Source organism: Myxococcus xanthus, from assembly GCF_006402735.1.
Lineage (GTDB): Bacteria > Myxococcota > Myxococcia > Myxococcales > Myxococcaceae > Myxococcus > Myxococcus xanthus_A.
Map to the genome: position 1 here is coordinate 331,948 of NZ_CP017174.1, position 21,714 is coordinate 353,661.

Genomic DNA, 21,714 nt, shown 5'->3' on the forward strand with positions numbered 1-21,714 from the left:
CGAGAGAACCTGCTGGGGCGTCGTCTAATGGCAGGACATCAGACTTTGACTCTGAGTATCAAGGTTCGAATCCTTGCGCCCCAGCCACTCCGCTCCGGGGGGACGCGGTAGCCAAGCGTCCGTCCCGTGCATGAAGGACGGTGGGCCGATGCCGCAGAAGACACTCCTTCTGGTCTCCGTGGGTAGCCCGCCAGCCTCTCTCTTGAGGGACTGGCAGGACCCGCTGGCGGCGCAAATGGGTGTCGCGGCCGTGGTGTCGAAGACGGTATTGCCGACGCCCGCCTACGCCTTCAACAAGGACCGTGGCCAGTACCACTGCAACGCCATCATGCGGCGGCTGACGCCCATGCTGGAGCCCGGCCAGTTCGCCGTGTTGGGCATCTCCGACGTGGACCTCTTCGTCCCGGACTCGCCTTTCGTCTTCGGGGAAGCGGACCGCGAATCGAAGACGGCGGTGATGAGCCTCCATCGCCTGGCCCAGGGCGCCGCCAGCGATACGTTGCGGCGCCGCGCGCAGGTGGAGGTGGTGCACCAGGCGGGACACCTGCTCGGGTTGTCCTACTGCGAGGACCCGCGGTGCGTGATGTTCTTCGCGCAGACGCCGCAGGACTGTGACCGCAAGCAGCTGTCGCTCTGCAACCTCTGCCGCAACGAGCTCCAGAAGCTCAACCGCTGACCTCGACCGTGCGTTGAATCACCCGTGGCGCGTTGACGTCAGTCCCGGTGCGCTCTGTAGTACGGGGCTCTCTATCGGCCGGGAAGCGGAGTGACGACGATGACGGGCAAGCGGAGGTTCCTCGGAGCGGTATTGGCGGTGGGGATGTTGGGGGGCTGCGAGCCCCTGGACGACGGTGGCGGCGGCGGCATCGGGGGCGTCCTCTTCACCCGCGGCTTCGCCTTCGTGCGCGAGGACGACCGCAACGTCTACGTGGTGGACGACGGCGGCGACGCCAACAGCCCGCAGCGGCTGACCAGCGTTGGCGGCGCCTACTGGCCTTCGGTGTCGCGTGACGGCCGCAGCGTGGTGTTCGTCCAGCGCAGCGGCGGCACCACCTCGCTGCTGACGGTGCCCACCTCGGGCGGCACGCCGTCCACGCTGTTCCGGGCGAATGATTCGACGTGCGCGCGCGGCTGCTCCAACTTCCGCACGCCCACCTTCAGCCCAGACGGGCGCAGCGTCGTCTTCGTCTTCTCGCCCGGCAACAGCTCCCAGACGGCGCTGGCGCGCATCAACACGGACGGCAGTGGCTTCCAGGAGCTCACGCCCAACAACGTCATCGCCTACGGTGCGCCGTCCTTCGTGCCCAACGGGAGCGCGGTGCTGGCGGGCGCGGGCAGCGGGCTGAACCAGCTCGACCAGCTTGCGCACGTGCCGCTCAACGGTGGCACCATCACCTACTCCTTTCTGAGCGCTGGCGTGCAGTTCGTGGAGAACCGCGTGGCGGTGTCTCCGAACGGCTCCCAGGTGGCACTGGATGGGCGCCTGTCCTCCGGTGGCACGCGCATCTTCGTGGGACAGCTGTCGGGCTCGAACGTGGGGGCGCTCCAGCGCGTCACCAGCGGCGGGGCGGGCTCGGAGGAGTCGTGGCCGAGCTGGACGGGCGCCAGCCAGCTGGGCTTCCTCATCAGCTCTGGCGGGAGCGACACGGGCATCTACCGCGCGAACCTGAGCACGGGCTCGGTGTCGCTGGCGGTGCCCAGCGCCACGGAACCGTCCTACGGGCCGATTTGACCTGGAGCTGCTGACCTCGGGCCCGGTGGGGTGGCGCCAGCGCCGCCCGCCGGGCATCCGAGGGGAGGCGATTCGGGCTTGATTCGCGCGCCTCCGGCACCCACCGCATCAAGGGCGGCACGGTCGAAATCAACTGACGCTCCGGGCGTAAGGCGGCATGTGTCCTGGGGCAACTGGCGTCCCAGAGCGCGAGGCGCGATGCTGCCGCGCGGAGGTCTGACGATGTCCCTCTTCGATGCCGTGCTGGCGGGCGACCGTGACGCCGTGGAGTCCCACCTGTCCGCCGGAGCGGACCCGAACCCCTTCGACGAGGAGGGCCGCACACCATTGATGGCCGCGGCCCGCGCGGGGCGAGCGGACCTGGTGCAGCTCCTCCTGGATGCGGGAGCGGACCCTGAGCTGACGGACAGCATCGGCGAGTCCGCGCTCATCATGGCCGCCGCGCACGGGCACACCGAGGTCTGCCAGTGGCTGATGCCTCACGCGCGCGCGGATGACCAGGACCTGGCCCGCACGCTGCTCTCCGGCCTGGGCATCACCGACTTGCGCCTGGACGCGCCGCCTCCGCCGGACAACAGCTTCCGCCGCAAGCTCGCCTCCGCGGGGGCCTACGTCTCCGGCAAGCTGGGAGACGACGGCGCCACCAAGCGGCTGGAGCGTGTCCTGCGCTCGGAGAAGCAGCGCAAGCCCTGAAACGGCGAAGGCCCGGGGCTTCACGGTGGAAGCCTCCGGGCCCTTGCGTGAAGTGAAGCGGGCGGGCCCTTCAGCGGGCCCGCCGCACCACGGGCACTACTCCGGCTTGGCGCTCACCGTGGCGCTGGGGGCCACGGTGCCCACCGCGCCGCTCTTGGTCTCCAGCGCATCGGCGACCAGCTCGGTGATGTCCTTGATCTTGATGTTCTCCTCGCGGCCGGTGTCGTTCACCGCGTCGGAGAGCATCGTGGAGCAGAACGGGCACGCCACCGCGACGATGCCGCTGCCGCCCTTCTCCTTGTAGTCACCCACCTGGCCCGGCTTCTTCTTGTCCGCGGCGTTGGGGTAGGGCGTGTTCGGGTCCTCGGCGTGCTTCAGCGTCAGCGCGGCCTCGTTCAACCGGTTGTGGTTGATGCGCGTGCCAATGTGCTCCTCCATCCACATGCGGCCGCCGCCGGCGCCGCAGCAGAAGCCCTCGCGCTTGCTGCGCTGCATCTCCACCACCTCGAGCCCGGGGATGCTGTTGAGCACCTCGCGGGGGGCGTCGTAGACGCCGTTGTGGCGGCCCAGGTAGCAGGGGTCATGGTAGGTGAGCTTGCTGTTCATCACCGCGGAGAGCCGGATGCGCTTCTCCTTCAGCAGCTCGTTGATGAGCTGCGTGTGGTTGATGACGCGGTACTCGCCGCCGAACTCCGGGTACTCGTTCTTGATGGTGTTGAAGCAGTGCGGGCACTGGGTGATGACGGCCTTCACGCCCATCGAGTTCCACGACTCGACGTTCGTCTTCGCCATCGTCTGGAACAGATACTCGTTGCCCATGCGGCGCGCGGAGTCGCCGTTGCACATCTCCTGCTTCGACAGCGTGGCGAAGCTCACGCCCGCCTCTCGCAGAATCTTCACCAGCGCGCGGCTGACCTTCTTCTGCTTGTCGTCGTAGCTGCCCGCGCAGCCCACGAAGAAGAGGTACTCGTAGGGACCGCCGTCGTCACCCCACGTGGGGAGCGCCAGGTCCTCCGCCCACTCGTCGCGCCGGTCCTGGCCCAGGCCCCAGGGGTTGCCCTGGCGCTCGATGCCCTCGAACACGCGCTGGATTTCGGGGGGGAACTCCGCCTTCACCTGCACCTGGTAGCGGCGCATGTCGATGAGGCGCGGCACGTTCTCGATGAACACCGGGCAGGCCTGCTCGCACCAGCCGCAGCTCGTGCACGCCCACACCGTCTCCGCCGACAGCGCGCTGCCGACGATTTCAGGCAGCGGCTCCTTGATGCCATTGGGGCCGTAGCCTTCCTCCACCCACTGCTCATTGTCCCAGAGCCAGTGCTTCAGGTCCTGGTTGACGCCCTTGTGGGTGAGCGGCTTGCCGGTGATGTACGTCGGACAGTGCGTCTGGCAGCGACCACACTCCGTGCAGGAGTAGAGGTCCAGGCCCTGCTTCCACGTCAGGTCCTTCACCGTGGCGGTGCCGAACTCCTCCTTCTCCAGGTCCGGCGTGGGCAGCTTGCCGGTGGAGTGGGTGCGCTGGAAGAAGACGGTGGGCAGGCCGGTGATGATGTGGAAGTGCTTGCCGATGGGCAGGAAGTTCAGGAACGCCAGGATGATGACCAGGTGAACCCAGAAGCCGGCCACGCCCACCACGTGCGCGGCGGTGGCGCCCAGCGGCATCATCGCCAGGCCCGTCAGGCTGGTGAACGGCTCCCACCACACCAGCGCGGCGAGGGACTGGGGCACCTGCGTGGCGCCCACCTGCGCCTGCGCGGCGTGCGCGGCCACCATGTGGCTGCCGCCGAACAGGAACTCGGAGACCATCAGCCCGCCGATGAAGCACAGGATGAGGTACGCCTCCCACGACGGCGTCAGGCGGTCCGGCTTCACCTTCCAGCGGACCCAGATGTAGTAGGCCACGCCCAGCAGGGCCAGCGCGGCGACCACGTCCTTGGCCAGCAGGTAGACCTTGTAGACGAAGAGCAGCGCGGATTGATCCGCCCAGAACGGGTGGCCCAGGTCCGTCAGCACGTCCAGCGCCGTGGTCGAAAACCCCATGGCGAAGAGCATGACGGTGCGCAGGGCCAGCACCATGAAGGCCGCGTAGATGAGGACGTGGAACAGGCCCGGCGTGAACTCCTCCGGATCCACCAGTCGCTTCTGGCCAAGGCCGAAGCGCACCAGCTGCGCCACGCGGAAGGGAATGTTGTCGAGCCGGTTCTCCTTCTTCATCGCGAGCAGGACGCCCACGCGACCGGACATGGTCATCACGAAGATGGGAATGGCGAGGGCTAGCAACAGGCCGGTGATGATGGGACTCATGGGACTCTGAGGACCTCTAGGGCGCGGCGGATGGGCCCGGGCTGCCGCGTCGCGGCAATTCTTGAGTACACTTCAACCCTAACAGGGGTGATTCGCGAATCAAGCACCCTGCTGCCCCAGGTGTCCTTCACTGGAGAACGCGGCCCGGGTCCGCCGGGGAGTGAGCGGCCATCGCACGGATTTACCAGTGGCGGACGGCGTCCAGGCACCCTTTGAAAATACCTGGGCGTAAACCGCTGTGGGGTTCCCTTCCTCGGACCCAGGGCTTACCTTGTGCGATTGCCACGGGCATTGTCTGACGCCTGACTGTTCGTAAGTGGCTGTAAATACGAACACTCCTCGCTGGAGGGCAGGCAGGTAGGCAGACAGGCTACACGGCCCCCAGAACTTTGAGACCCCAAGGGCTTTACAACGCGGGGCGACATCCCCAACATGGTCGGTAAATCGGTCAACGATTGATGGAGCGGGCCTCGCATGGGGCGAGCCCGGGTCGACCGAAGCGGGATGCCCACCTTCACCCGGGTGGCCTCCAGAGGAGCCGGCGATGGTTCACGACGACACCACGTACATGGATGATGAAGGTTTGCCTTATGTGGATCCGCGGCAGGACGGTGACGCGGAGTCTTCTGGGGCCGACGAGGGCGCGCCCGGCCGGCGCTGGGGCTACGCCGAGGAGTCGTGGGGCGGCTGGACTGCGGCCGAGTAATTCGCGGCCCCCGCGGCCGGTGGACGCGCGGGGGCACTAGCGGTAACCGGGGCAATGGATGCCCGCGTGGTGGCTCCCCTGGGGTGAGCCCCCCGGGCTTTGCCCTTCGGGCCCAGCATCAAGATGGGTGGCCTGCCTGCCCGTCATCTCTCCTTCATCCCTTCGTCAACATCCCCAGCGGCCATGGACGGCCGTGGTTCGAGGGTAACGAGGCAGGCATCTCGTCCGTCAAGCACGCTTTCATGCCTGCACTTCGGGAGTACGAGCGGCTGACCGGCTTCCGCGAGACGAACATCAACGCCGTCCTGCACCACCGGCTGATTCTCTTCGGCCCGCCGTGCACCACCTGTGGCAAGCCGCTGCGGACCCCCCAGGCCCGGTACTGTGCGGCCTGCGGTGCGTTGCGGCAGCCGGCCCCTTCCTGAGGGGCTGTCCGTGTGGGTGTGCCGCATCCTGGCCGGCCCCCTTGCTCCAAAGCACGACTCCCGACATTCTCAGACCCCGCAGCCTGCCCGTGAGCGTCCCCCGCTCCCGTGCGTTGTGGCCCATGAGACTTCCAGCATCGGGGGCGGCCCGCTCCCGCAGATTGATTCGCGGCACAATGCCTCGTGCGACCACGGGGGAGTACGTATGAAGCAGACGGCCTGGGCAGTGGAGCGTGACGCCGAACATGGCCGCGAGGTGCTCCTCCTCGTCACCCTGGAAGCCGACGCCGACGCCCCCCGCGCGCCCGTGGCCATCAACCTGGCCTTGGATCGCAGCGCCTCCATGCGTGGCGTGCCGCTGCTCGCCGCGGTGCAGGCCGCCCAGGCGCTCGTGGAGCGCGCCAGCCCTCGCGACTACCTGGGCCTGCTCACCTTCGACGCCGAGCCCGAGCAGGTCCTCCCCATGCGCGCCATGGACCCCAACGCCCGGGCGCAGCTCCTCAAGGTGCTCGCGCGCCTGGAGTCCGGCGAGGGGACCGCCCTGCACGAGGCCGTGGAGCGCGCCTCGGAGTCCGCCCGCCGCGTGCTCGTGCCCGGCGCCCGGCCCCAGGTGCTGATGCTCACCGACGGTGAGCCCTCCGTGGGCCCGTCGCAGCTCGCCGAGTTCAAGACCCAGGGCGCCCGCATCGCCGAGTCCGGCGTCATGCTCCACGCGCTGGGGCTGGGCCGCCACTACCTGCCCGACGTCCTGGAGGCCCTCACCAGCCCCTCCGGCACCGGCTTCGTGCACGTGGATGACCCGGAAGGTTTGCCCATGGCCGTGGGCCAGCTGGGCGCCGAGCTCTTCGGTGAAGTCGTCGCCGACGCGCGCGTGCACGTGCTGCCCACGGGCTTCGCCGACGTCCGCTGCCGCCACCGCTATCCCTCGCGCGTGGAAGGCGACGCCATGAGCGCCACCCTGGGCGCCATCTCCCAGGCCTTCCCGCGCCGTGTCCTCTTCTCGGGCATGCTGGGGGATGCGGAGTGGAACCTGGGCGTGTCCACGTCCTACTCCGAGCGCGGCGACACGCGGCGCATCAGCGTGCCGGTGACGCGGGTGCTGCCCGACAGCGACTCGGGTCGCTTCGTGCGCGCCGTGTCCGCCGAACTGGACCTGGTCGCCGGAGAAGCCGCCGCGTGGAAGGCCCTCGGCCGCCGTCACCAGGACGCCGCGGAGCGGGCGCTGGAGGCCGCTGACGTGGCCCTCTACAAGCTCGCGCGGCTCGGCTCGGCGGAGGTGCCCGCGCAGCGCCACGTGGAGCGGCTGGCGGACCTGCGCCGGGTGATGGAGCGCCGGGCCAACAAGCTCCCCGCGTTGGTGATGCGCCGCGCGCACTCCGAGGTCTCCCGCATCACCATGAGCCGCGTGGGCCCCGCGGCGCCCGCGCTGCTGCCCTGGAAGACCGAGGACTGACGCCGACTGCTCGGCTGCCCCCTGTGGGTTCATGACGTTACCTCTGTGACGCTGTAACCCCTCCTGCCCGGGCCGTCCGCCTGGGAATGGGTGTGGCGCGTCATGCGAGGGGAATGCCCGCCTGCCCGGATGGTTCACTGTGCTTGGAGGCGCGCGTCTGTCGCTGGCGGGCCGGCCTCCTCTGGGTTAACGGGAGTCGCATGACGCATCGGCAGTCCAAGAGGCTCGGCTTTGTTGGCGGAATCGGACTGCTGCTGGTGGCAGCGGTCGCGTGGGCGGACCTGCCCGCGTCGGCGGTGGCATCGAGCGCGCCGGACGAAGGCGACCCTCGCATCGAGGGCGCCCTCCTGGTGGACGCCACCCAGGTGAAGCCGGGAGACACCTTCCGCGTGGGTGTGCGCTTCCGGTTGGATCCGGGCTGGCACGTCTACTGGAAGAACCCGGGCGACTCCGGCCTGGAGACGGAAGTGGCGTGGGACACGCCCGGCGTCACCGTGGGGCCGCTGCAGTGGCCCTTCCCGCAGACGTTCCGCACGCCCGACGGCTTCATCACCACCCATGGCTATGACGGTGAGGCCATCCTCATCGCCGACGCGAAGGCGGAGGAAGGGTCCTCCACGGGGATGCTGACAGTGTCCGCTGCCGTGGAAGCGCTGGTGTGCGAGGTGCACTGCATTCCCGCGGAGCTGATGCTGACGCGCTCCATTCCCCTGGGGCCCCAGACGGTGCGCGACGCCGAGACGGCGGCTGTCTTCGACACCGAGCTGGCCAAGGTGCCCCGTCCCGCCAAGGACAGCGGCCACGCGGCGACGCTGGCGCTGGATGCGCCGCAGCTCACCGCGGGCCAGGATTTCACCGGCACCCTCACCCTGACGGCCCCGGGCAGCGCGGCGGTGCCCGCGGTGGAAGGTGACTTCTTTGTCGCCGACCGCATCGCCGGCGTCGTGCGCGTGGGGTTGGCCTCGGACGGTCCGGGCCGCTTCAAGCTCAAGGGCAAGGCGGAGCCGGACGCGCAGGCGTCGGCGCCGGACCTGACGGGCGTGCTGCGCCTGGGCACGGCGGCCACGGGCTACCAGTACCTCGAGGTGACGGCGCCGCTGGCCCCCATGGTGGCGGCCGGTGGCGCGGCTGGGACGCCGGCCGCGGTGAAGCCGCCGTCGGTGAAGGACAGCATCGCGGCGGTGAAGCCGGTGGGCGCCGCCATCGCCACGCCGCCCGCGGCCGAGTCGTCCATGGGCCTGGGGCTGGCGCTGGTGTTCGCCTTCTTCGGCGGCGCGCTGCTCAACCTGATGCCGTGCGTGTTCCCCGTGTTGGCGCTCAAGGCCTACGGCTTCACGCGCATGGTGCAGCAGGAGCGGGGCCGCGTCGGCGCGCATGCGGCGGCCTATGCAGCGGGCATCATCGGCACCATGCTGCTTCTGGCCAGCGTCGTGCTGGCGGTGCGCGCGGGTGGCGCGAGCGTGGGCTGGGGCTTCCAGTTCCAGGAGCCGCTCTTCGTCGCGGGTGTGTGCGCGGTGTTGGTCGCCTTCGCGCTCAACCTCTTCGGTGTCTTCAACGTGGGCCTGGACGGCACGGCGCTGGCGGGCAAGGTGGACCAGAGCCACGGCCTGATGCACAGCGCTGGCGAGGGCGTGCTGGCGGTGGTGCTGGCCACGCCGTGCTCGGCGCCGCTGCTGGGCACCGCGGTGGGCTTCGCCTTCGCGGCGGGACCCCTGACGGTGCTGGCCGTCTTCACCGCGCTGGGCCTGGGGCTCGCGCTGCCCTTCTGCGTGCTGGTCCTGGTGCCCGGGCTGGCGAAGAAGCTGCCCAAGCCGGGCGCGTGGATGGAGCGCTTCAAGCAGGTGCTGGGCTTCGCGTTGCTGGCCACCACCGTCTGGCTGGTGTGGGTGATGGGCGGGCTGGCCGGCGTGGACGGCATGGCGCGGCTGCTGGCGTTCCTGGTCGCGGTGGGGCTCGTCACGTGGCTGTACGGCCAGGGGCAGGCGCAGGACGGCATGCGCAAGCTGGCCACCGTGGCGGTGGCCGCGGGCGTGCTGGTGGCGTCCGGGCTGCTGACGTTGCGTTTCGATGACCAGGACCCCGTGGCGGCGCCTCGCCTCGGGTCCACGGTGGCGCAGGCGCAGCCGTGGAGCGCGGACGCGGTGAACGCGGCGCTGGCGGCGGGCCAGCCGGTGTTCATCGACTTCACGGCGGACTGGTGCCTCACCTGCAAGTTCAACGAGCGCACCGTGCTGTCCACCGACGAGGTGCGTGACGCCTTCACGAAGCACCAGGTGGCCTTCTTCATCGCGGACTGGACGCGCCGGGACGCGAGCATCACCGCCAAGCTGGCCGAGCACGGCCGGGCCGGTGTGCCCATGTACCTGGTGCTGAGCCCGGGTGCCCCCGACAAGCCGGAGGTGCTGCCGGAGTTGCTCACGCCGGGCGTCGTGGCGGACGCCGTGAAGCGCGCGGCGGAGTGTGCACCCTCGAAGCTGGGCAACGGCGCGAATGTCCTCTGCGCCGCGGGTTTCCCAAGTCACTGAAGTCGCGCTGTCTTCCCCGCAGTCTCCAAAACGCTGGAGGAACGCCATGAAGCAGGTCTTCACCGCACTCGCGCTGGGCACGTTGTTCGTGGGGGCGCCCGCCCTCGCCGACGCGGAAGTTGGCAAGCCCGCGCCGACCTTCACGCTGAAGGACGAGTCCGGCAAGGAGCACACGCTGGCGCAGTACAAGGGCAAGGTCGTGGTCCTGGAGTGGACCAACCCCGAGTGCCCCTTCGTTCAGCGGCACTACAAGAACGACACGATGGTCACCACGCTGAAGGGCTTCGACGCGAAGAAGGTGGTGTGGCTGGCGGTGGACTCCACCGCGCACAACACCCCGGAGAAGTCCGCGGCGTGGAAGAAGGATGAGGGCTTCCCCTACCCGGTCCTCCAGGACGCGAGCGGCACGGTGGGCAAGTCCTACGGCGCGAAGACGACGCCGCACATGTACGTCATCGATGAGCAGGGCGTCGTGCGGTACGCGGGCGCCATCGACGATGACCCGCGCGGCAAGAATGCCAAGCCGGCCAACCATGTGAAGACGGCGGTGGACGCGGTGGTGGGTGGCCAGCAGGTCCCGGCCAGCACCACCACGCCCTACGGCTGCTCGGTGAAGTACAAGAGCTAGCGCTGGCTCGGCTGTGCTGATTCCCGAAGGCCCTCGTCCCTGCTGGGGACGGGGGCCTTCTGCTTGAGCGGCAGGCGACGGCGCCATGGCAGGAGCCTTGCCCGCTGCGAGGGCGGTTCGGACCTTTCCCTCTGAAAGGGGAAACGACCATGGCCGACAATAAGGGCAGTCCGGTACGGGGCGACGAGCGGATGGACACGACGCGCCCGGAAGAACTGGAGCGCGAGGCGCGGCATCAGAAAGGCCCGGTGCGAGGCGACGTGACGGACGAGGACGTGGGCGAAGACCGCATCCTCCAGAAGGGGATCGGCGGCTACGGCGCTCAGAAGGGCACCGAGCCGGCGCGCGAGGCACCTCCGCTGAGTGACGACCACGGACGTCATTGAGGTGTGAGCCTGGGGAAAGCTCGCACGCAGGCAAGGCCGCAAAAAGGCCAGCCGGGGGCTGAGGCGTCATCCCGCGACGACGTCATGGGCGCTTGTTGGACCCGCGCGGTGCGCTAGGTCCCGTGCTCCTGTTGCGCGGAGGTCGTGCGCCCGGCCTCGCGCGGAATCGTGAGCAGCGAGCACAGCGCTCCCACGGCGCACAGGCCAGCGGACACCCAGAGCGCGCGCCGTGTGCCCACCAGGAAGTCCATGCCGGTGTCGCCAGCGAGGCCGCCCAGCAGCGGCAGCAGCGCCACTGCGAGCAGGCCGGCGATGCGGGCCACGGCGTTGTTCACGCCGGAGGCGATGCCCGCGTAGCGGTCCTCGACGGCGCCGAGCACCACCGCCGTGAGGGGACCCACGGTGAGCGCCAGTCCCAGTCCCAGCACCAGGATGCCAGGCAGCACGGTGGTGACGTAATCACCTCCGCGCTGGATGCGCGTCAGGAGCGCCAGCCCCACGCCCGCGAGCAGCGGCCCCGCCGTCATCAACGGACGTGCGCCGATGTGCCCCGCGAGCCGCCCCACCGAAGGCGAGAACAGAAGCAGCATCAGCGTGATGGGGAGCAGCGCGGCCCCCGCACCGAGCGCCGAATAGCCGAGCTGCTGCTGGAGGGCGAGCACCACCAGGAAGGTGGCACCTCCGAGCGCGAAGTACACGACGAGCGTGGTGAGGTTCGCGCCGGAGAAGGTGCGTGAGTGGAAGAGGGTGAGCGGAAGCATCGGCTCCCGCTGCCGCGCCTCCAGTACGAAGAACGCGGCCAGCAGGACGGCGCCTCCGGCCGCGGCGACGATGGCCGCCAGGGGCCAGCCGTGGGCGGGGCCCTCGATGAGCGCGTAGATGAGGCCACCCAGCCCGAGCGCCGCCGTCACCGAGCCCGCGACGTCCAACCCGCGTGCCCCTGTCTTCGGCGCGATGTCCGGCACGTGCCGCAGCGCCGCCCACGCGGTGAGCGCGGCCAGGGGCACGTTGAGGAAGAAGACGAAGCGCCATGAGCCCGCGTCCACGAGCCACCCGCCCAGCAGCGGCCCCACGGCCGTGGTGACGCCGGACAGTCCGGCCCAGGCGGACACGGCGCGCTGCCGGTCCTGAGGCGGGAACGACGTGCGCAGCAAGGCGAGGCTCGCAGGCACCAGCAGCGCGGCTCCCACACCCTGCGCCGCGCGGAAGGCTGCCAGCGTCCAGGTGTTGGGCGCCAGCCCGCACAGCACCGACGTGACGGTGAAGGCGAGCATGCCCAGCAGGAAGACGCGGCGCTGGCCCTTCGCGTCGCCGAGCGCGCCCCCCGTGAGCACCAGGGAACCGAGCGTGAGCAGGTACGCGTCCACGGCCCATTGGAGGCCGGACAGGCCCGTGTGCAGCTCACGGCCCATGGCGGGCAGGGCGACGTTGACAGCGGTGGAGTCCAGAAACGCCATGCCGCTGCCCAGCACGCTGGCGAGCAGCACGCCCCGGCCGCGAGGACTGTCGTAGGCGACGGTGGTGTCGGGGGCGGTGGTGGCCATGTGGCTCTACCGTGCGCCCGGGGTTCCGCGCATGCCATCCGCCGTCGCGGGAAGGGGACGTGCCTCCGGTGGCTCGCCGTCCCGGCTGGTGGCCCCTGAAGGTCCCCGCATCCAGTGCCTACGCTGTGGAGGGCACTGGTCGCCCCATTTCCAGGGAGGTGTCACATGGAGCCGATTTGCGAGCACATCCAACAGGCCGGGGACCCGCCTCCGCGCTCGCGGGGCTGTGAGGAATGCCTGGCCATGGGCGCGAGCTGGGTGCACCTGCGTCGCTGCCTGAACTGCGGCCATGTGGGATGTTGTGATTCCTCGCCCAACCGGCATGCGACGAAGCACTTCCAGCAGTCGGCGCATCCCGTCGTCCAGTCCTTCGAGCCGGGCGAGGAGTGGGAGTGGTGCTACGAGGACGAACTCTTCGCCGAACACCGTCCAGCGCCATCGCAAGACGCGCGACTATGACGTGGGCAGTCATCCGCTATCATTCCCGGGCCCGATTCAGCTCGTGGGAAGAAAGGCGCGGCACCGCACCATGGACGCGTGGACACTCGAAGGCTCGCGCATCACCGACCCGGACACGTTGAGCCGCCTGCACGAGATGCTGGCGAACGAAAGCCCGCTCATCATCGAGCACCGCTTCTACCGGGAGACGCGCGCCCCGCACCGCTTCATCTGTGACGATGCCGACGTGCTGGACGAGTATCTCCAGGAGTCACGTCCTGGAGACTCGTTCTGGGTGTGGTCCTACAAGAGCCTCTGTCGGGGCGACAACCTGCTGCTCCAGGGGAAGATGCCGGACGCGCAGGGCCGGACGCCGGGCGGCCGCGTGGCCTGAGTCAGGCGGCCACGGGCTCGATGCGAGGTCGCGTCCGTGCCCGGGCCGTCTTGCGGCCACCGCCCTTGCGCAGCAGGTCCAGCGTCACCTCGTCCTCCGTGGCCAGCGCCATGAGCCGCTGGAGGTCGTCCACGCTGTTCACCGCCCGCTGATTGATGGCCAGCAGCAAGTCATCCACCTGGAGTCCGGCCTCGTAGGCCGGTGTCCCGTCCTGCACGCGGAGCACCTTCACCGCGCGGGACTGGCCGTTCTCCCGGGTGAGTCGTGCGTCCAGGCTCACCGCCGTCGCGGCGATGCCCAGGAAGCGCCGGTCCACCTTGCCGCGCTGGATGAGCAGGCTGGCAATCCACGCGGCCGTGGTGGCGCTCACCGCGAAGCCGATGCCTTGCGCATAGGGCAACACCAGCGTGTTGAGGCCCACCACCTGTCCTCGCATGTTGAGCAGCGGCCCACCAGAGTTGCCCGGGTTGATGGCGGCATCCGTCTGGAGCATGCCCTCCAGCATGACGCCGTCAGGCAGGCTGATGCTGCGGTTGATGGCGCTCACCACGCCCAGTGACACGGACTGCTCCAGGTGGAACGGGTTGCCAATGGCCATGACGAGCTGGCCCACGCGCACCGATTCGGGCTCGGCGAGCGGCAGGGTGGGGAAGTCGCCGCCCTCCGCGCGGACCACGGCCAGGTCGGTGGGGGCGTCGCTGCCCACCAGGGTTCCGCGCAGTTCCTCGCCGTTGGAGAGCTGGACGGTGAGCTTGCGTGAGCCGCGCACCACCACGTGGCGGTTGGTGAGGACGTAGCCGTCCGGTGTGAGGAAGAGGCCGGTGCCGTGGCCGCGTGCGTGCTCCACGCCCACGACGGCGGGCGAGGCCCGCGCCACCAGCGACTCCAGGTCATCCGAGAAGTGTTGCAGCAGTTTCATGGCGGCCTCCTTTCACGCGCGCTTGCCCACGGTGATGGGCACCTCGCGAACCTCGCCAGCGCGCAGCACGCGGACCTGGAGGGTGGTGCCCACCTTCTCGTCGCTCAGGGCGCCGAGCAGGTCCTCCACGCCGTGGAGGGGTTGACCTCCCAGGCTCACCAGGACGTCTCCGAGCAGCAGGCCCGCGTCATGCGCCGGGCCGTTCGGGTCCACGGAGAGGCAGATGAGGCCGTGCTCGTTCCCCGTGCCCAGGTGTTGGGGCAGACGCACGGGGTAGGCGCCCACGCCCAGGTAGCCACGCCGGATGCCCCCGTGTTCCTTCAGCGATGCAATCACGCGCGTGAGCGTGTCCGTGGCGATGACGACGGCGGCGGTGCGAGAGAAGGCGGCGGTGAGCAGACCGACAAGGCGTCCCTCGGTGTCCACCAGCGCGCCGCCGGAGAAGCCGGGCGGGAGGTCGGCGTCCGTCTCCAGGTAGCGCTCCACGCGGCCTCCGGCATGGGTGCGCCAGCCCTCGCCGTGGGTGCTGACCATGCCGAGCGTCGCGCGAGCCGTGCGGCCAGGGCGGCCCACGGCGATGACGAGGTGACCGACCTTCACGTCATCCAACGGCGCGGAGGTCAGCGGCGCGAGGCCGGTGGCTTCGGCCTTGAGCAGGGCCAGGTCGGTGCTGGCGTCGCGGCCGACGAACTCGGCAAAGACGGTGCGGCCATCCGGCAAGCCGATGGGGAGCCGGTCCTCGTGCTCCACGGCCTGGCTGGTGGTGAGGATGTGGCCCTCGGCATCCCAGACGATGCCGGTGGCGCCGCGCCTGCGCCGCGTCTCCACGCGGACGATGCTGGGCGCGGTGCGCTCGACGACGGAGGCGAGGGACTGGGACAGCGACTGGAGGAGGCCGGTGGACATGGTGTGTTCCTTTCGAGGCACAAGGTAACGGCCTCGAAAAGGCGCCACATCGGCGGACCGGCCAGGTCGGGAGCCTACCCATTCGGGGAGGTCACCTCGTCTTTGGTTCAGCCTGCCTCGCGGAAACGCTCGTAGCGCGCTTCCAGGTACTCACGGCGCGGCCGGTGGGCAGGTGCCTCCGGCAGGATGCTCAGCGCCTTTCCAGCGAAGCCTTTGAGCCCGTACTCCAGCGTGGGGCCGTCGCGCTCGGCGAGCAGCCGGGGCGCGATTTCGATGATGCCGTCAGGACGGATGCCCAGCAGGTCCGTGTCGAAGGCCCCATGGTGGAGTTTGCAGAGCGAGAGGCCGTTGGAGACCTCCGGCCTGCCGCGCTCGTCCCGGTCCGGGAGGATGTGCGCCGCGCCTCGCACGAGGCGCCGGTTGTCGCGAGACGCAACGTCCGTTCCCTGGAACCGGTACTGGAATCCCTCGTTCGAGCGGAGGTCGTCGTAGCGCGCCTCACGGCCCTGGCGAGGAACGGTCGTCTTGATGGACAGCGCCGTCTCGCGCATGTGGCGAGGCCAGAAGATGCCGCGTGCGCGGTTGGCGAAGTTCAGCGTCTCGCCCTGGTACCGGATGGGCCAGTCGATGTCCTGGTTCGTCAACCTCGCCAGGCTACCAGGTCCAGGCCGGAGGCGAGGCCCTTGAGACCGCCCCTGATTCGCTCGTCTTCTGCCTGGATGCGGGTGGCTGTCTGCTCTGCGGCAGCCAACCCATCAAGGGAGCGGTCCACGCGACTCCAGCCCTGCTGCTTCCCCACGGCCCGCGCGTCCCTACGTTCTCCAGGAACTTCACGATGGCGAACGAAAGGTCAGCCCCATGGAACAGTCAGGCGAGCGCATGATGAAACAGCCGCAGGGTGTCATCCAGGGAGACCGCAGGGAGTTCGAGGAACTGTTGAAGGACTACGACACCGCGCTCCTCACCACCCGGGGTGCGGACGGACACTTCCACACGCGGCCCATGGCGGTGGCGAAGAAGCACAAGTCCGGCACGGTGCTCTGGTTCGCCACCTGGGCGGACACGCAGAAGGTGCAGGACCTGGAGTCGGACCCCCACTGCTCGCTCGCCTTCCACGCGTCGGAGGACAGCGCCACGTATCTTTCCGTGTCGGGCGTGGTGGAAATCGTCCGCGACCGGAGGGCCATTCATGACTTGTGGGAGCCCGGCTGGAAGCCCTGGTTTCCACAGGGCCCGGATGAGGGTGACATCGCCCTGCTGCGCTTCACGCCCGAGCACGCCGAATACGTCCACCCGGCAGGCGGAAAGCTCAAGGTGCTCTTCAGCACCGCGAAGGCGTTGGTGACGAAGCAGCGCCCCGACATCGCGCCCAAGAAGGAGTTGGACCTGCACTGAGCCTGGGCGAGCGCCCGGTTACCGCCGTTCCAACAACGCGCCACCCGGCCCGAATCCCAGTGTGAGACACAACACGCGCGAGTGGTTCGCCAGCCGCGAATCACCCCGCGCGGCCTCCGTGGCCAGCTCCGCGTCATTGATCACCAGCGCCGTCCCGCGGCCCTCGTTCCCCATGGCCGCCTGGAGGATGTCCGCCATCAGCGACTCGTGGCCTTCCCAGCCGTAGGTGCAGCCCCCGGGGACCAGCGACGCGTCCAGCGGACACGGCAGTGCGAGGCACAAGGCATCGGGCAGCCGTGCCGAGAACACGCGCAGGGCACTGGCGATGAACGCCACCGCCGCCTTCACATGCCGCCTGTCCGGAGGCCGCGCCATGCCGATGAAGTACCGAGGCAACAGCGCGGTGTCGCGCTCGAAGATGCGCGGGTCCGCAGTGTGACTCACGCACTTGATGCCCGTCTGCCCCACGTCGAGCGCCACCGGATGCGCGGGCGCGAACGGCGCCAGCAGACGCAGTCCCGCCTGGGCCGGAGCGAAGAGTGGACGCTCCGCCACGTACACAGGGCAGGGAAGCGCGGTGGAAACACTCGAGAGCATGGCATCGAAGCCCTCCAGGCACACCAATCCGCCGCTGAGCCACACGGCATCCACCGCGTGCCGCTTCACCAGCGTGGACAGCGCCACCGCGAGCGCCGGGCCCAGCCGGCCCGCGAGCGCCGGCTCGGGAACCCCCGCGCGACGGTCCGCGTCCACGCGAGGCGCCCCGAGCAACTCCCACAGTTCGCGCCCCATCACGGGGAGGTTCCACACCTCCAGCGGCGACACACCCGGCAGCACCAGCCGCCACACGTCCCAATCGCGCATGCAATCACTCACGCCACGAGTCGGAGGATGCGTTCAGCGGCGTCCTTCGCGCCGTCACGCGCCTGGTAGGACGCGGCGATGCCGGCCACTCGCTGTCGCAGCACCGTGCCCGGCTCCAGCAGTTGTCGCAGCGCTTCGCGGCAGTCCTCCACGGAGAGCGAGCGCGGCGCCCGCACGAGTCCCGCGCCCGACTTCGCCAGGAAGTGCGCCTGGATGGGCTGGTCGTTGCAGACGGGCAGGAGCAGCATCGGAACGCCTTCGGTCAGCGCCTCCATGACGGAGTTGGCGCCGCCGTGAGACACGAGCACGGAGACTCGTGATAACAGTTGTCGCTGAGGTGTGTATGAGACGGCGACCACGTCCCCGGGAAGGCTGTGAACAAAAGCTGTATCAGCCAGCTCACCCGCGCTGAGCACCACGGTGACGCCCAGGGGCGCGGCGGCCTCGGTCATCGTCTGAAACAAATCCGGTTGCCACGAAATCTGGCTGCCGAAAGACACGTACACCACGGGCTTGGAGCCCAGCCGCTCCCACGGGAAGGCCACTTCGTCACCACGCGCCTCCGGAGGCTGTGACGGCCCGACCAGGTGTGTGGCGGGAGGCAGTCCTGCGTCGGAGCCCAGGAAGGCCTCGGTGGCGAAGATGACGTTGAGGTCCGGCGACAGGCACTCACAGTTGCGGAAGCGGGCATCGAAGCCGTGACGGGCGAACAGGGCCTGTCGCTCATCGGCCAGCGCGCGCACGTTGCGGCGCAGGCCGTAATCGATGGGCGGCTCCAGCAATGACAGCGCGGAGGACACGCCCGCCCAGGGGATTCGCAACGCATGGGCGGCCAGCACGGCGGCGTACTGCATGCCGTCCAGGGCCATGACATCCGGACGGAAGCGCTCGACGGCCTCGCGCACCGGCGCCAGCAACGAGGGCACGGCGTCAATCAACAGGCCGCGAATCCACTGTCCCAGCGCCGCTTCATCGAGCACCAACCGCGCGAGCGCCTCCCCTCCCGTCTCGATGGCGGGCACGGGCGCCTCGGCGTGGGGCAGCGCCAGCACCTCCACGCCCAGCCGTTCGAGCTGCGGCGCGGGCTCGGGGATGCACAGCCAGCCCACGTGGTGGCCCATGCGGCGCAGCCACTGCGCGACACCGGCCATGGGGTTGAGGTGGCCCTTCTCGGGGGAGGTGGCAATCAGGATTCGGGACATGGGGGACGGGCGCTGGCGTGGGCGTGGAGCATGACGAGGGAGCACAACCGCATCAACAGCCGGTCCATGACACCCGCCTCGGGAGCGTCGGCGGCCAGACGTGCGTAGCGCTCCAGCAGCGCCCGGGTCGCGCCCGCGTCGACGCACTCCAACGGCGCCAGCCGGGCCGGCGTGAGCCATTCCCGGTAGAGCTCCAGCCAGCGCGCGCGGACGGGGCTGGAGAGCGCGGTGTGCGCATAGCGCGGCGTCTTCCGGGCCAACCGGACCTCGTCCGGCACCAGCGTGCGCACCGCATGCCGGAAGAGCCACTTGCCGGCCCCATGCCGCGCCAGCACGTCCAAGGGAAGCGCCAGCGCCACGTCCGCGAAGTCCGCGTCCAGGTAGGGCGTGCACACGTTCACGCCATGTGCGTTCGCGCTGCGGAGTTCAGGAGGCAGCACCAGCTCCCACAGCACCCAGGCCGCGTAGCGGACCTCTTCGGGGTGATCCTCGTCACCGGAAGCCAGCTCCGCGTCCCAGGGAAGGCGCAGTGCCCGCTGATCCACCCCCAAGTTGTCCACAGGCCCTGGGCGCAGCACCTCGTGCGCGAGGTGCCGGTCCTCCGTCACACGGGCCGCCGCACCCGCGAGCGCCGCCGGGTTGCCCATGAGCACCTCATCCGCGCCAGCGCCGCTCAGCAACGTAGAGGCGCCCTGCCTTCGGGCCTCTGCGTAGAATGCATGGCTGGCCACGGCGCGGGCGTTGAGGATGGCCGTCTCCTGGCTCAGGACGGCGGGCTCGAACAGCTCTGGCAGCACCGCGTCCGGAACGGACACGTCGACCAACTCGACTCCGGCCGTGTTCGCCACCGTCCGGGCATTCCGCCGCTCCGTGGCATCCGCGAAGTGGACATCCATGGTCCAGGCGCGCACGCGTCCGAGCGCGTGCCGCGCGGCCAGGGCGCACAACGCGGCGCTGTCCACGCCGCCGCTCAAGCTCACGTCCACCGCGCCCGCCGCCAGGTGTTTGCTCACGCTGTCCGCCAGCGCGGCCACGAGCCGTTCCGCCAGCCTGTCTTCATCCTCGCGAGTCTCCGGAGTCCCCGCGCTCCGACGCACACGAGGCAAGGCGCCCGGAGTCCGGCGCACGCCCTGGAACACGCTTCCGTCGGGAGGCAGCGCATGGCGCAGGAATGCAGCGACGGCCTCCGGTGCCAGACCCGAGGGATTCAGCCGCCAGACAGACGGTGCCAGGCGCGCCAATGATTGGTAGCGGGGCAGGGTGGCGAGCATTCCGCCGGAAGCGTGAGGCACGCGGGTACTGTGACAAGCCCCAGGGGCCCCGGGCAACCTCGTATAGTCCCGCCGTGCGCTACGAGCTCCAAGACGGACGCATCCTCACCTGGTCCCTGGAGACGCATGTCGCCACGCACTGCAACCTGCGCTGCGTGCAGTGCTGCCCGCTGTCGCCGCACCTGCCTGCCTGGTCCGTGGACCCCACCGCCCTGGGCAAGGACTTGCGCCAGCTGGCCCGAGCCCTCCGGCCCAACGTCTTCAAGCTCACCGGCGGCGAGCCCTTCCTCCACCCCGACCTGCCAGCGGTGCTGGACGCCGTGCGCGCCTCGGGCATCTCCCCGCAGGTGTCCGTCACCACCAACGGCTTCCTCGCCCAGAGCGCCCCCGACGCCGCCTACGAGCGCCTGGACCGGATGACACTGTCCGTCTACACCTCCGCGCCGTTGCCGGAGCGCTCCATCGCCCGCATCACCGAGCGCTGCGAGCAGCACGGCGTCTTCCTCACGGTGAAGCGAATCGACGCCTTTCAGCAACTCACGCCGGATGCGCCGCACGACTCCGAGGACGCCGTGCGAGGCATCTACGCGCGCTGCTGGCTGAAGGTCCGCTGTCACCTGGTCCACGCGGGCCGCTTCTACGCCTGCACGCGTCCGCCGCACGTGGCGACGGTGCTCGGCGGCACGTACCCGGAGATGCCCGCGCTGGGCGAGGTCGACGGCGTGCCGCTCGACACGCCGGACCTGCTGGGCCAGATGCTCGGCTACCTCGAACGGGAGACGCCATTGGCCACCTGCCGTTACTGCCTGGGCGGCGACGGCGCATGGCAGCCGCACGCCCAGCTCCCTCGTCTTCGAAGCTGAAGGGGCACCCCCAGCCTCGCTTCATCTCATTGGCCGCGTGGCTGGGACGCCTTGGGCAGCGCGGACTGCATGGACGGCGGATAGCGCCCGCCCGCAGCGACGCCCGGAGGCGCGACGGCGTTGATGGCGGCCACGTCCTGCTCAGTGAGCGTCACCTCCAGCGCGCCGAGGTTCTCGTCCAGGTATTTGCGGCGCTTGGTGCCGGGGATGGGCACCAGGTCCTTCCCCTGTGCCAGCACCCACGCGAGCGCGAGCTGCGCCGGAGAGCATCCCTTCTCCTTCGCCAGCCGCTCGATGTGGCCGACGAGCTCCAGGTTGCGCGTGAAGTTCTCCCCCTGGAAGCGGGGCGAGAAGCGGCGGTAGTCGTCCTGCGCCAGGTCCTCGAAGCGCTTGATTTGCCCGGTGAGGAAGCCGCGTCCCAGCGGGCTGTAGGGAACGAAGCCCACGCCCAGCTCGCGGCACGCCTGGAGCACGCCGTCCTCCGGCTCACGGCTCCACAGGGAGTACTCGCTCTGGAGCGCGGTGATGGGATGCACCTTCGTGGCCCGGCGCAGCGTGTCCGCGTCCACCTCCGACAGGCCGAGGAAGCGCACCTTGCCCTCGCGGACCAGCTCCGCCATGGCGCCCACCGTGTCCTCGATGGGCGTCTGTGCATCCAGCCGGTGCAGGTAGTACAGGTCGATGACGTCCACGCCCAGCCGGCGCAGGCTGGCCTCGCACGCCTGCTTCACGTACTCCGGCCGCCCGTTGATGCCGCGCTTCTGCGGGTCCGTGGGGTCGCGGACGATGCCGAACTTCGTCGCCAGCACGATGTTCGCCCGGTGCGGCTTGAGCACCCGGCCCACCAACGTCTCATTGGCGCCCGAGCCATACATGTCGGCGGTGTCGAAGAAGGTGATGCCCCGCTCCAGCGCGTGCAGCAGCGTGGCCTCCGACTCCGCGTCATCCCTGCCCGCGTAGAAGTCGGACATCCCCATGCAGCCCAGGCCCAGCGCCGAAACGGTGGGGCCCTGCCTTCCCAGCTTCCGAGTCTCCATGTCCCTTGCTCCTTCCTCGTGGTGACGCC

At 69.7% G+C, this 21,714-nt stretch carries 22 protein-coding genes and 1 tRNA gene; 14 read left to right on the forward strand and 9 right to left on the reverse strand.

Annotation, left to right across the window (positions count from 1 at the left end; genetic code table 11):
- The first annotated feature begins 13 nt into the window (after positions 1-13).
- The 4 genes from BHS09_RS01385 to BHS09_RS01400 all read left to right on the forward strand — a co-directional run bounded on the left by BHS09_RS01385 (position 14) and on the right by BHS09_RS01400 (position 2,425).
- Positions 14-87, forward strand: a tRNA-Gln gene (locus BHS09_RS01385).
- 61 nt (positions 88-148) lie between these two features.
- Complete coding sequence (locus BHS09_RS01390) at positions 149-676, forward strand: non-proteolytic archaemetzincin-like protein (protein WP_140786734.1); 528 nt, start codon at positions 149-151, stop codon at positions 674-676.
- 90 nt (positions 677-766) lie between these two features.
- Positions 767-1,732, forward strand: a complete 966-nt coding sequence (locus BHS09_RS01395) for a TolB-like translocation protein (protein ID WP_140786735.1) — start codon at positions 767-769, stop codon at positions 1,730-1,732.
- Positions 1,733-1,954: 222 nt separating this feature from the next.
- Positions 1,955-2,425 (forward strand): ankyrin repeat domain-containing protein, encoded by a 471-nt coding sequence (locus BHS09_RS01400; RefSeq protein ID WP_171410342.1) that lies wholly within the window; start codon positions 1,955-1,957, stop codon positions 2,423-2,425.
- 96 nt (positions 2,426-2,521) lie between these two features.
- On the opposite strand, the gene BHS09_RS01405 is transcribed toward BHS09_RS01400, so the two are convergent.
- Positions 2,522-4,729, reverse strand: a complete 2,208-nt coding sequence (locus BHS09_RS01405) for a (Fe-S)-binding protein (protein WP_140796971.1) — start codon at positions 4,727-4,729, stop codon at positions 2,522-2,524.
- 544 nt (positions 4,730-5,273) lie between these two features.
- Here BHS09_RS01405 and BHS09_RS38780 point away from each other — a divergent pair.
- The 6 genes from BHS09_RS38780 (at position 5,274) to BHS09_RS01430 (ending at position 10,852) form a co-directional block, all read left to right on the forward strand.
- Positions 5,274-5,435, forward strand: a complete 162-nt coding sequence (locus tag BHS09_RS38780; RefSeq protein ID WP_174259165.1) for a hypothetical protein — start codon at positions 5,274-5,276, stop codon at positions 5,433-5,435.
- Positions 5,436-5,677: 242 nt separating this feature from the next.
- Entirely contained in the window at positions 5,678-5,860 is a 183-nt protein-coding gene (locus BHS09_RS01410; protein WP_140786738.1) for a hypothetical protein, read from the forward strand.
- Positions 5,861-6,065: 205 nt separating this feature from the next.
- Positions 6,066-7,313, forward strand: a complete 1,248-nt coding sequence (locus BHS09_RS01415) for a vWA domain-containing protein (protein ID WP_174258598.1) — start codon at positions 6,066-6,068, stop codon at positions 7,311-7,313.
- A gap of 200 nt (positions 7,314-7,513) precedes the next feature.
- Entirely contained in the window at positions 7,514-9,838 is a 2,325-nt protein-coding gene (locus BHS09_RS01420) for a protein-disulfide reductase DsbD family protein (protein WP_140796973.1), read from the forward strand.
- A 46-nt stretch (positions 9,839-9,884) separates the two neighbouring features.
- Complete coding sequence (locus BHS09_RS01425; protein ID WP_140796974.1) at positions 9,885-10,466, forward strand: thioredoxin family protein; 582 nt, start codon at positions 9,885-9,887, stop codon at positions 10,464-10,466.
- A gap of 149 nt (positions 10,467-10,615) precedes the next feature.
- A complete protein-coding gene (locus BHS09_RS01430) occupies positions 10,616-10,852 on the forward strand; it encodes a hypothetical protein (protein WP_090490897.1) in 237 nt (78 codons plus the stop codon).
- 113 nt (positions 10,853-10,965) lie between these two features.
- Here the strand turns inward: BHS09_RS01430 and BHS09_RS01435 are convergent, their stop codons facing one another.
- Positions 10,966-12,396, reverse strand: coding sequence for an MFS transporter (locus BHS09_RS01435; RefSeq protein WP_140786742.1), 1,431 nt, complete (start codon positions 12,394-12,396; stop codon positions 10,966-10,968).
- 165 nt (positions 12,397-12,561) lie between these two features.
- Here BHS09_RS01435 and BHS09_RS01440 point away from each other — a divergent pair, with 165 nt between their 5' ends.
- Both BHS09_RS01440 and BHS09_RS01445 read left to right on the forward strand, forming a co-directional pair.
- Positions 12,562-12,855, forward strand: coding sequence for a UBP-type zinc finger domain-containing protein (locus BHS09_RS01440; protein ID WP_140786743.1), 294 nt, complete (start codon positions 12,562-12,564; stop codon positions 12,853-12,855).
- Positions 12,856-12,925: 70 nt separating this feature from the next.
- Positions 12,926-13,228 (forward strand): hypothetical protein, encoded by a 303-nt coding sequence (locus BHS09_RS01445; RefSeq protein ID WP_140786744.1) that lies wholly within the window; start codon positions 12,926-12,928, stop codon positions 13,226-13,228.
- A 1-nt stretch (position 13,229) separates the two neighbouring features.
- Here BHS09_RS01445 and BHS09_RS01450 read toward each other — a convergent pair whose 3' ends face one another.
- From BHS09_RS01450 to BHS09_RS01460, 3 genes are all read right to left on the reverse strand, one after another.
- On the reverse strand, positions 13,230-14,147 hold the full coding sequence (locus BHS09_RS01450; protein WP_140796975.1) for a S1C family serine protease: 918 nt from the start codon (positions 14,145-14,147) through the stop codon (positions 13,230-13,232).
- Positions 14,148-14,159: 12 nt separating this feature from the next.
- Positions 14,160-15,053: a S1C family serine protease gene (locus BHS09_RS01455; protein WP_174260479.1), complete on the reverse strand. Its 894-nt coding sequence runs from the start codon at positions 15,051-15,053 to the stop codon at positions 14,160-14,162.
- A gap of 107 nt (positions 15,054-15,160) precedes the next feature.
- On the reverse strand, positions 15,161-15,697 hold the full coding sequence (locus tag BHS09_RS01460) for an HNH endonuclease (protein ID WP_237080128.1): 537 nt from the start codon (positions 15,695-15,697) through the stop codon (positions 15,161-15,163).
- A gap of 214 nt (positions 15,698-15,911) precedes the next feature.
- On the opposite strand from BHS09_RS01460, the gene BHS09_RS01465 reads away from it, so the two are divergent.
- Positions 15,912-16,448, forward strand: coding sequence for a pyridoxamine 5'-phosphate oxidase family protein (locus BHS09_RS01465; RefSeq protein ID WP_140796977.1), 537 nt, complete (start codon positions 15,912-15,914; stop codon positions 16,446-16,448).
- An 18-nt stretch (positions 16,449-16,466) separates the two neighbouring features.
- On the opposite strand, the gene BHS09_RS01470 is transcribed toward BHS09_RS01465, so the two are convergent.
- Genes BHS09_RS01470 through BHS09_RS01480 form a run of 3 tightly spaced genes read right to left on the reverse strand, consistent with a single transcriptional unit; the run spans position 16,467 to position 19,785 of the window.
- Complete coding sequence (locus tag BHS09_RS01470; RefSeq protein WP_237080129.1) at positions 16,467-17,312, reverse strand: ROK family protein; 846 nt, start codon at positions 17,310-17,312, stop codon at positions 16,467-16,469.
- 8 nt (positions 17,313-17,320) lie between these two features.
- On the reverse strand, positions 17,321-18,514 hold the full coding sequence (locus BHS09_RS01475; RefSeq protein ID WP_140796979.1) for a glycosyltransferase: 1,194 nt from the start codon (positions 18,512-18,514) through the stop codon (positions 17,321-17,323).
- Positions 18,499-19,785: an asparagine synthase-related protein gene (locus BHS09_RS01480; RefSeq protein ID WP_237080130.1), complete on the reverse strand. Its 1,287-nt coding sequence runs from the start codon at positions 19,783-19,785 to the stop codon at positions 18,499-18,501. Before BHS09_RS01480 ends, BHS09_RS01475 begins: the two co-directional genes overlap by 16 nt.
- Before the next feature lie 74 nt (positions 19,786-19,859).
- Between BHS09_RS01480 and BHS09_RS01485 the strand changes: the two genes are divergently transcribed.
- Positions 19,860-20,648: a radical SAM protein gene (locus tag BHS09_RS01485; protein WP_140796981.1), complete on the forward strand. Its 789-nt coding sequence runs from the start codon at positions 19,860-19,862 to the stop codon at positions 20,646-20,648.
- A 26-nt stretch (positions 20,649-20,674) separates the two neighbouring features.
- On the opposite strand, the gene BHS09_RS01490 is transcribed toward BHS09_RS01485, so the two are convergent.
- Positions 20,675-21,685, reverse strand: coding sequence for an aldo/keto reductase (locus tag BHS09_RS01490; RefSeq protein WP_140796982.1), 1,011 nt, complete (start codon positions 21,683-21,685; stop codon positions 20,675-20,677).
- Positions 21,686-21,714 lie beyond the last annotated feature (29 nt).

What these genes read in the sequence shown, in the direction of transcription:
- BHS09_RS01390 (WP_140786734.1), top strand. Translation starts at nt 149, where the DNA reads ATGCCGCAGAAGACACTCCTTCTGGTCTCCGTGGGTAGCCCGCCAGCC.
- BHS09_RS01400 (WP_171410342.1), top strand. Translation starts at nt 1,955, where the DNA reads ATGTCCCTCTTCGATGCCGTGCTGGCGGGCGACCGTGACGCCGTGGAG.
- BHS09_RS01405 (WP_140796971.1), bottom strand. Translation starts at nt 4,729, where the DNA reads ATGAGTCCCATCATCACCGGCCTGTTGCTAGCCCTCGCCATTCCCATC.
- BHS09_RS38780 (WP_174259165.1), top strand. Translation starts at nt 5,274, where the DNA reads ATGGTTCACGACGACACCACGTACATGGATGATGAAGGTTTGCCTTAT.
- BHS09_RS01410 (WP_140786738.1), top strand. Translation starts at nt 5,678, where the DNA reads ATGCCTGCACTTCGGGAGTACGAGCGGCTGACCGGCTTCCGCGAGACG.
- BHS09_RS01415 (WP_174258598.1), top strand. Translation starts at nt 6,066, where the DNA reads ATGAAGCAGACGGCCTGGGCAGTGGAGCGTGACGCCGAACATGGCCGC.
- BHS09_RS01420 (WP_140796973.1), top strand. Translation starts at nt 7,514, where the DNA reads ATGACGCATCGGCAGTCCAAGAGGCTCGGCTTTGTTGGCGGAATCGGA.
- BHS09_RS01425 (WP_140796974.1), top strand. Translation starts at nt 9,885, where the DNA reads ATGAAGCAGGTCTTCACCGCACTCGCGCTGGGCACGTTGTTCGTGGGG.
- BHS09_RS01430 (WP_090490897.1), top strand. Translation starts at nt 10,616, where the DNA reads ATGGCCGACAATAAGGGCAGTCCGGTACGGGGCGACGAGCGGATGGAC.
- BHS09_RS01435 (WP_140786742.1), bottom strand. Translation starts at nt 12,396, where the DNA reads ATGGCCACCACCGCCCCCGACACCACCGTCGCCTACGACAGTCCTCGC.
- BHS09_RS01440 (WP_140786743.1), top strand. Translation starts at nt 12,562, where the DNA reads ATGGAGCCGATTTGCGAGCACATCCAACAGGCCGGGGACCCGCCTCCG.
- BHS09_RS01445 (WP_140786744.1), top strand. Translation starts at nt 12,926, where the DNA reads ATGGACGCGTGGACACTCGAAGGCTCGCGCATCACCGACCCGGACACG.
- BHS09_RS01450 (WP_140796975.1), bottom strand. Translation starts at nt 14,147, where the DNA reads ATGAAACTGCTGCAACACTTCTCGGATGACCTGGAGTCGCTGGTGGCG.
- BHS09_RS01455 (WP_174260479.1), bottom strand. Translation starts at nt 15,053, where the DNA reads ATGTCCACCGGCCTCCTCCAGTCGCTGTCCCAGTCCCTCGCCTCCGTC.
- BHS09_RS01465 (WP_140796977.1), top strand. Translation starts at nt 15,912, where the DNA reads ATGGAACAGTCAGGCGAGCGCATGATGAAACAGCCGCAGGGTGTCATC.
- BHS09_RS01470 (WP_237080129.1), bottom strand. Translation starts at nt 17,312, where the DNA reads ATGCGCGATTGGGACGTGTGGCGGCTGGTGCTGCCGGGTGTGTCGCCG.
- BHS09_RS01475 (WP_140796979.1), bottom strand. Translation starts at nt 18,514, where the DNA reads ATGTCCCGAATCCTGATTGCCACCTCCCCCGAGAAGGGCCACCTCAAC.
- BHS09_RS01480 (WP_237080130.1), bottom strand. Translation starts at nt 19,785, where the DNA reads ATGCTCGCCACCCTGCCCCGCTACCAATCATTGGCGCGCCTGGCACCG.
- BHS09_RS01490 (WP_140796982.1), bottom strand. Translation starts at nt 21,685, where the DNA reads ATGGAGACTCGGAAGCTGGGAAGGCAGGGCCCCACCGTTTCGGCGCTG.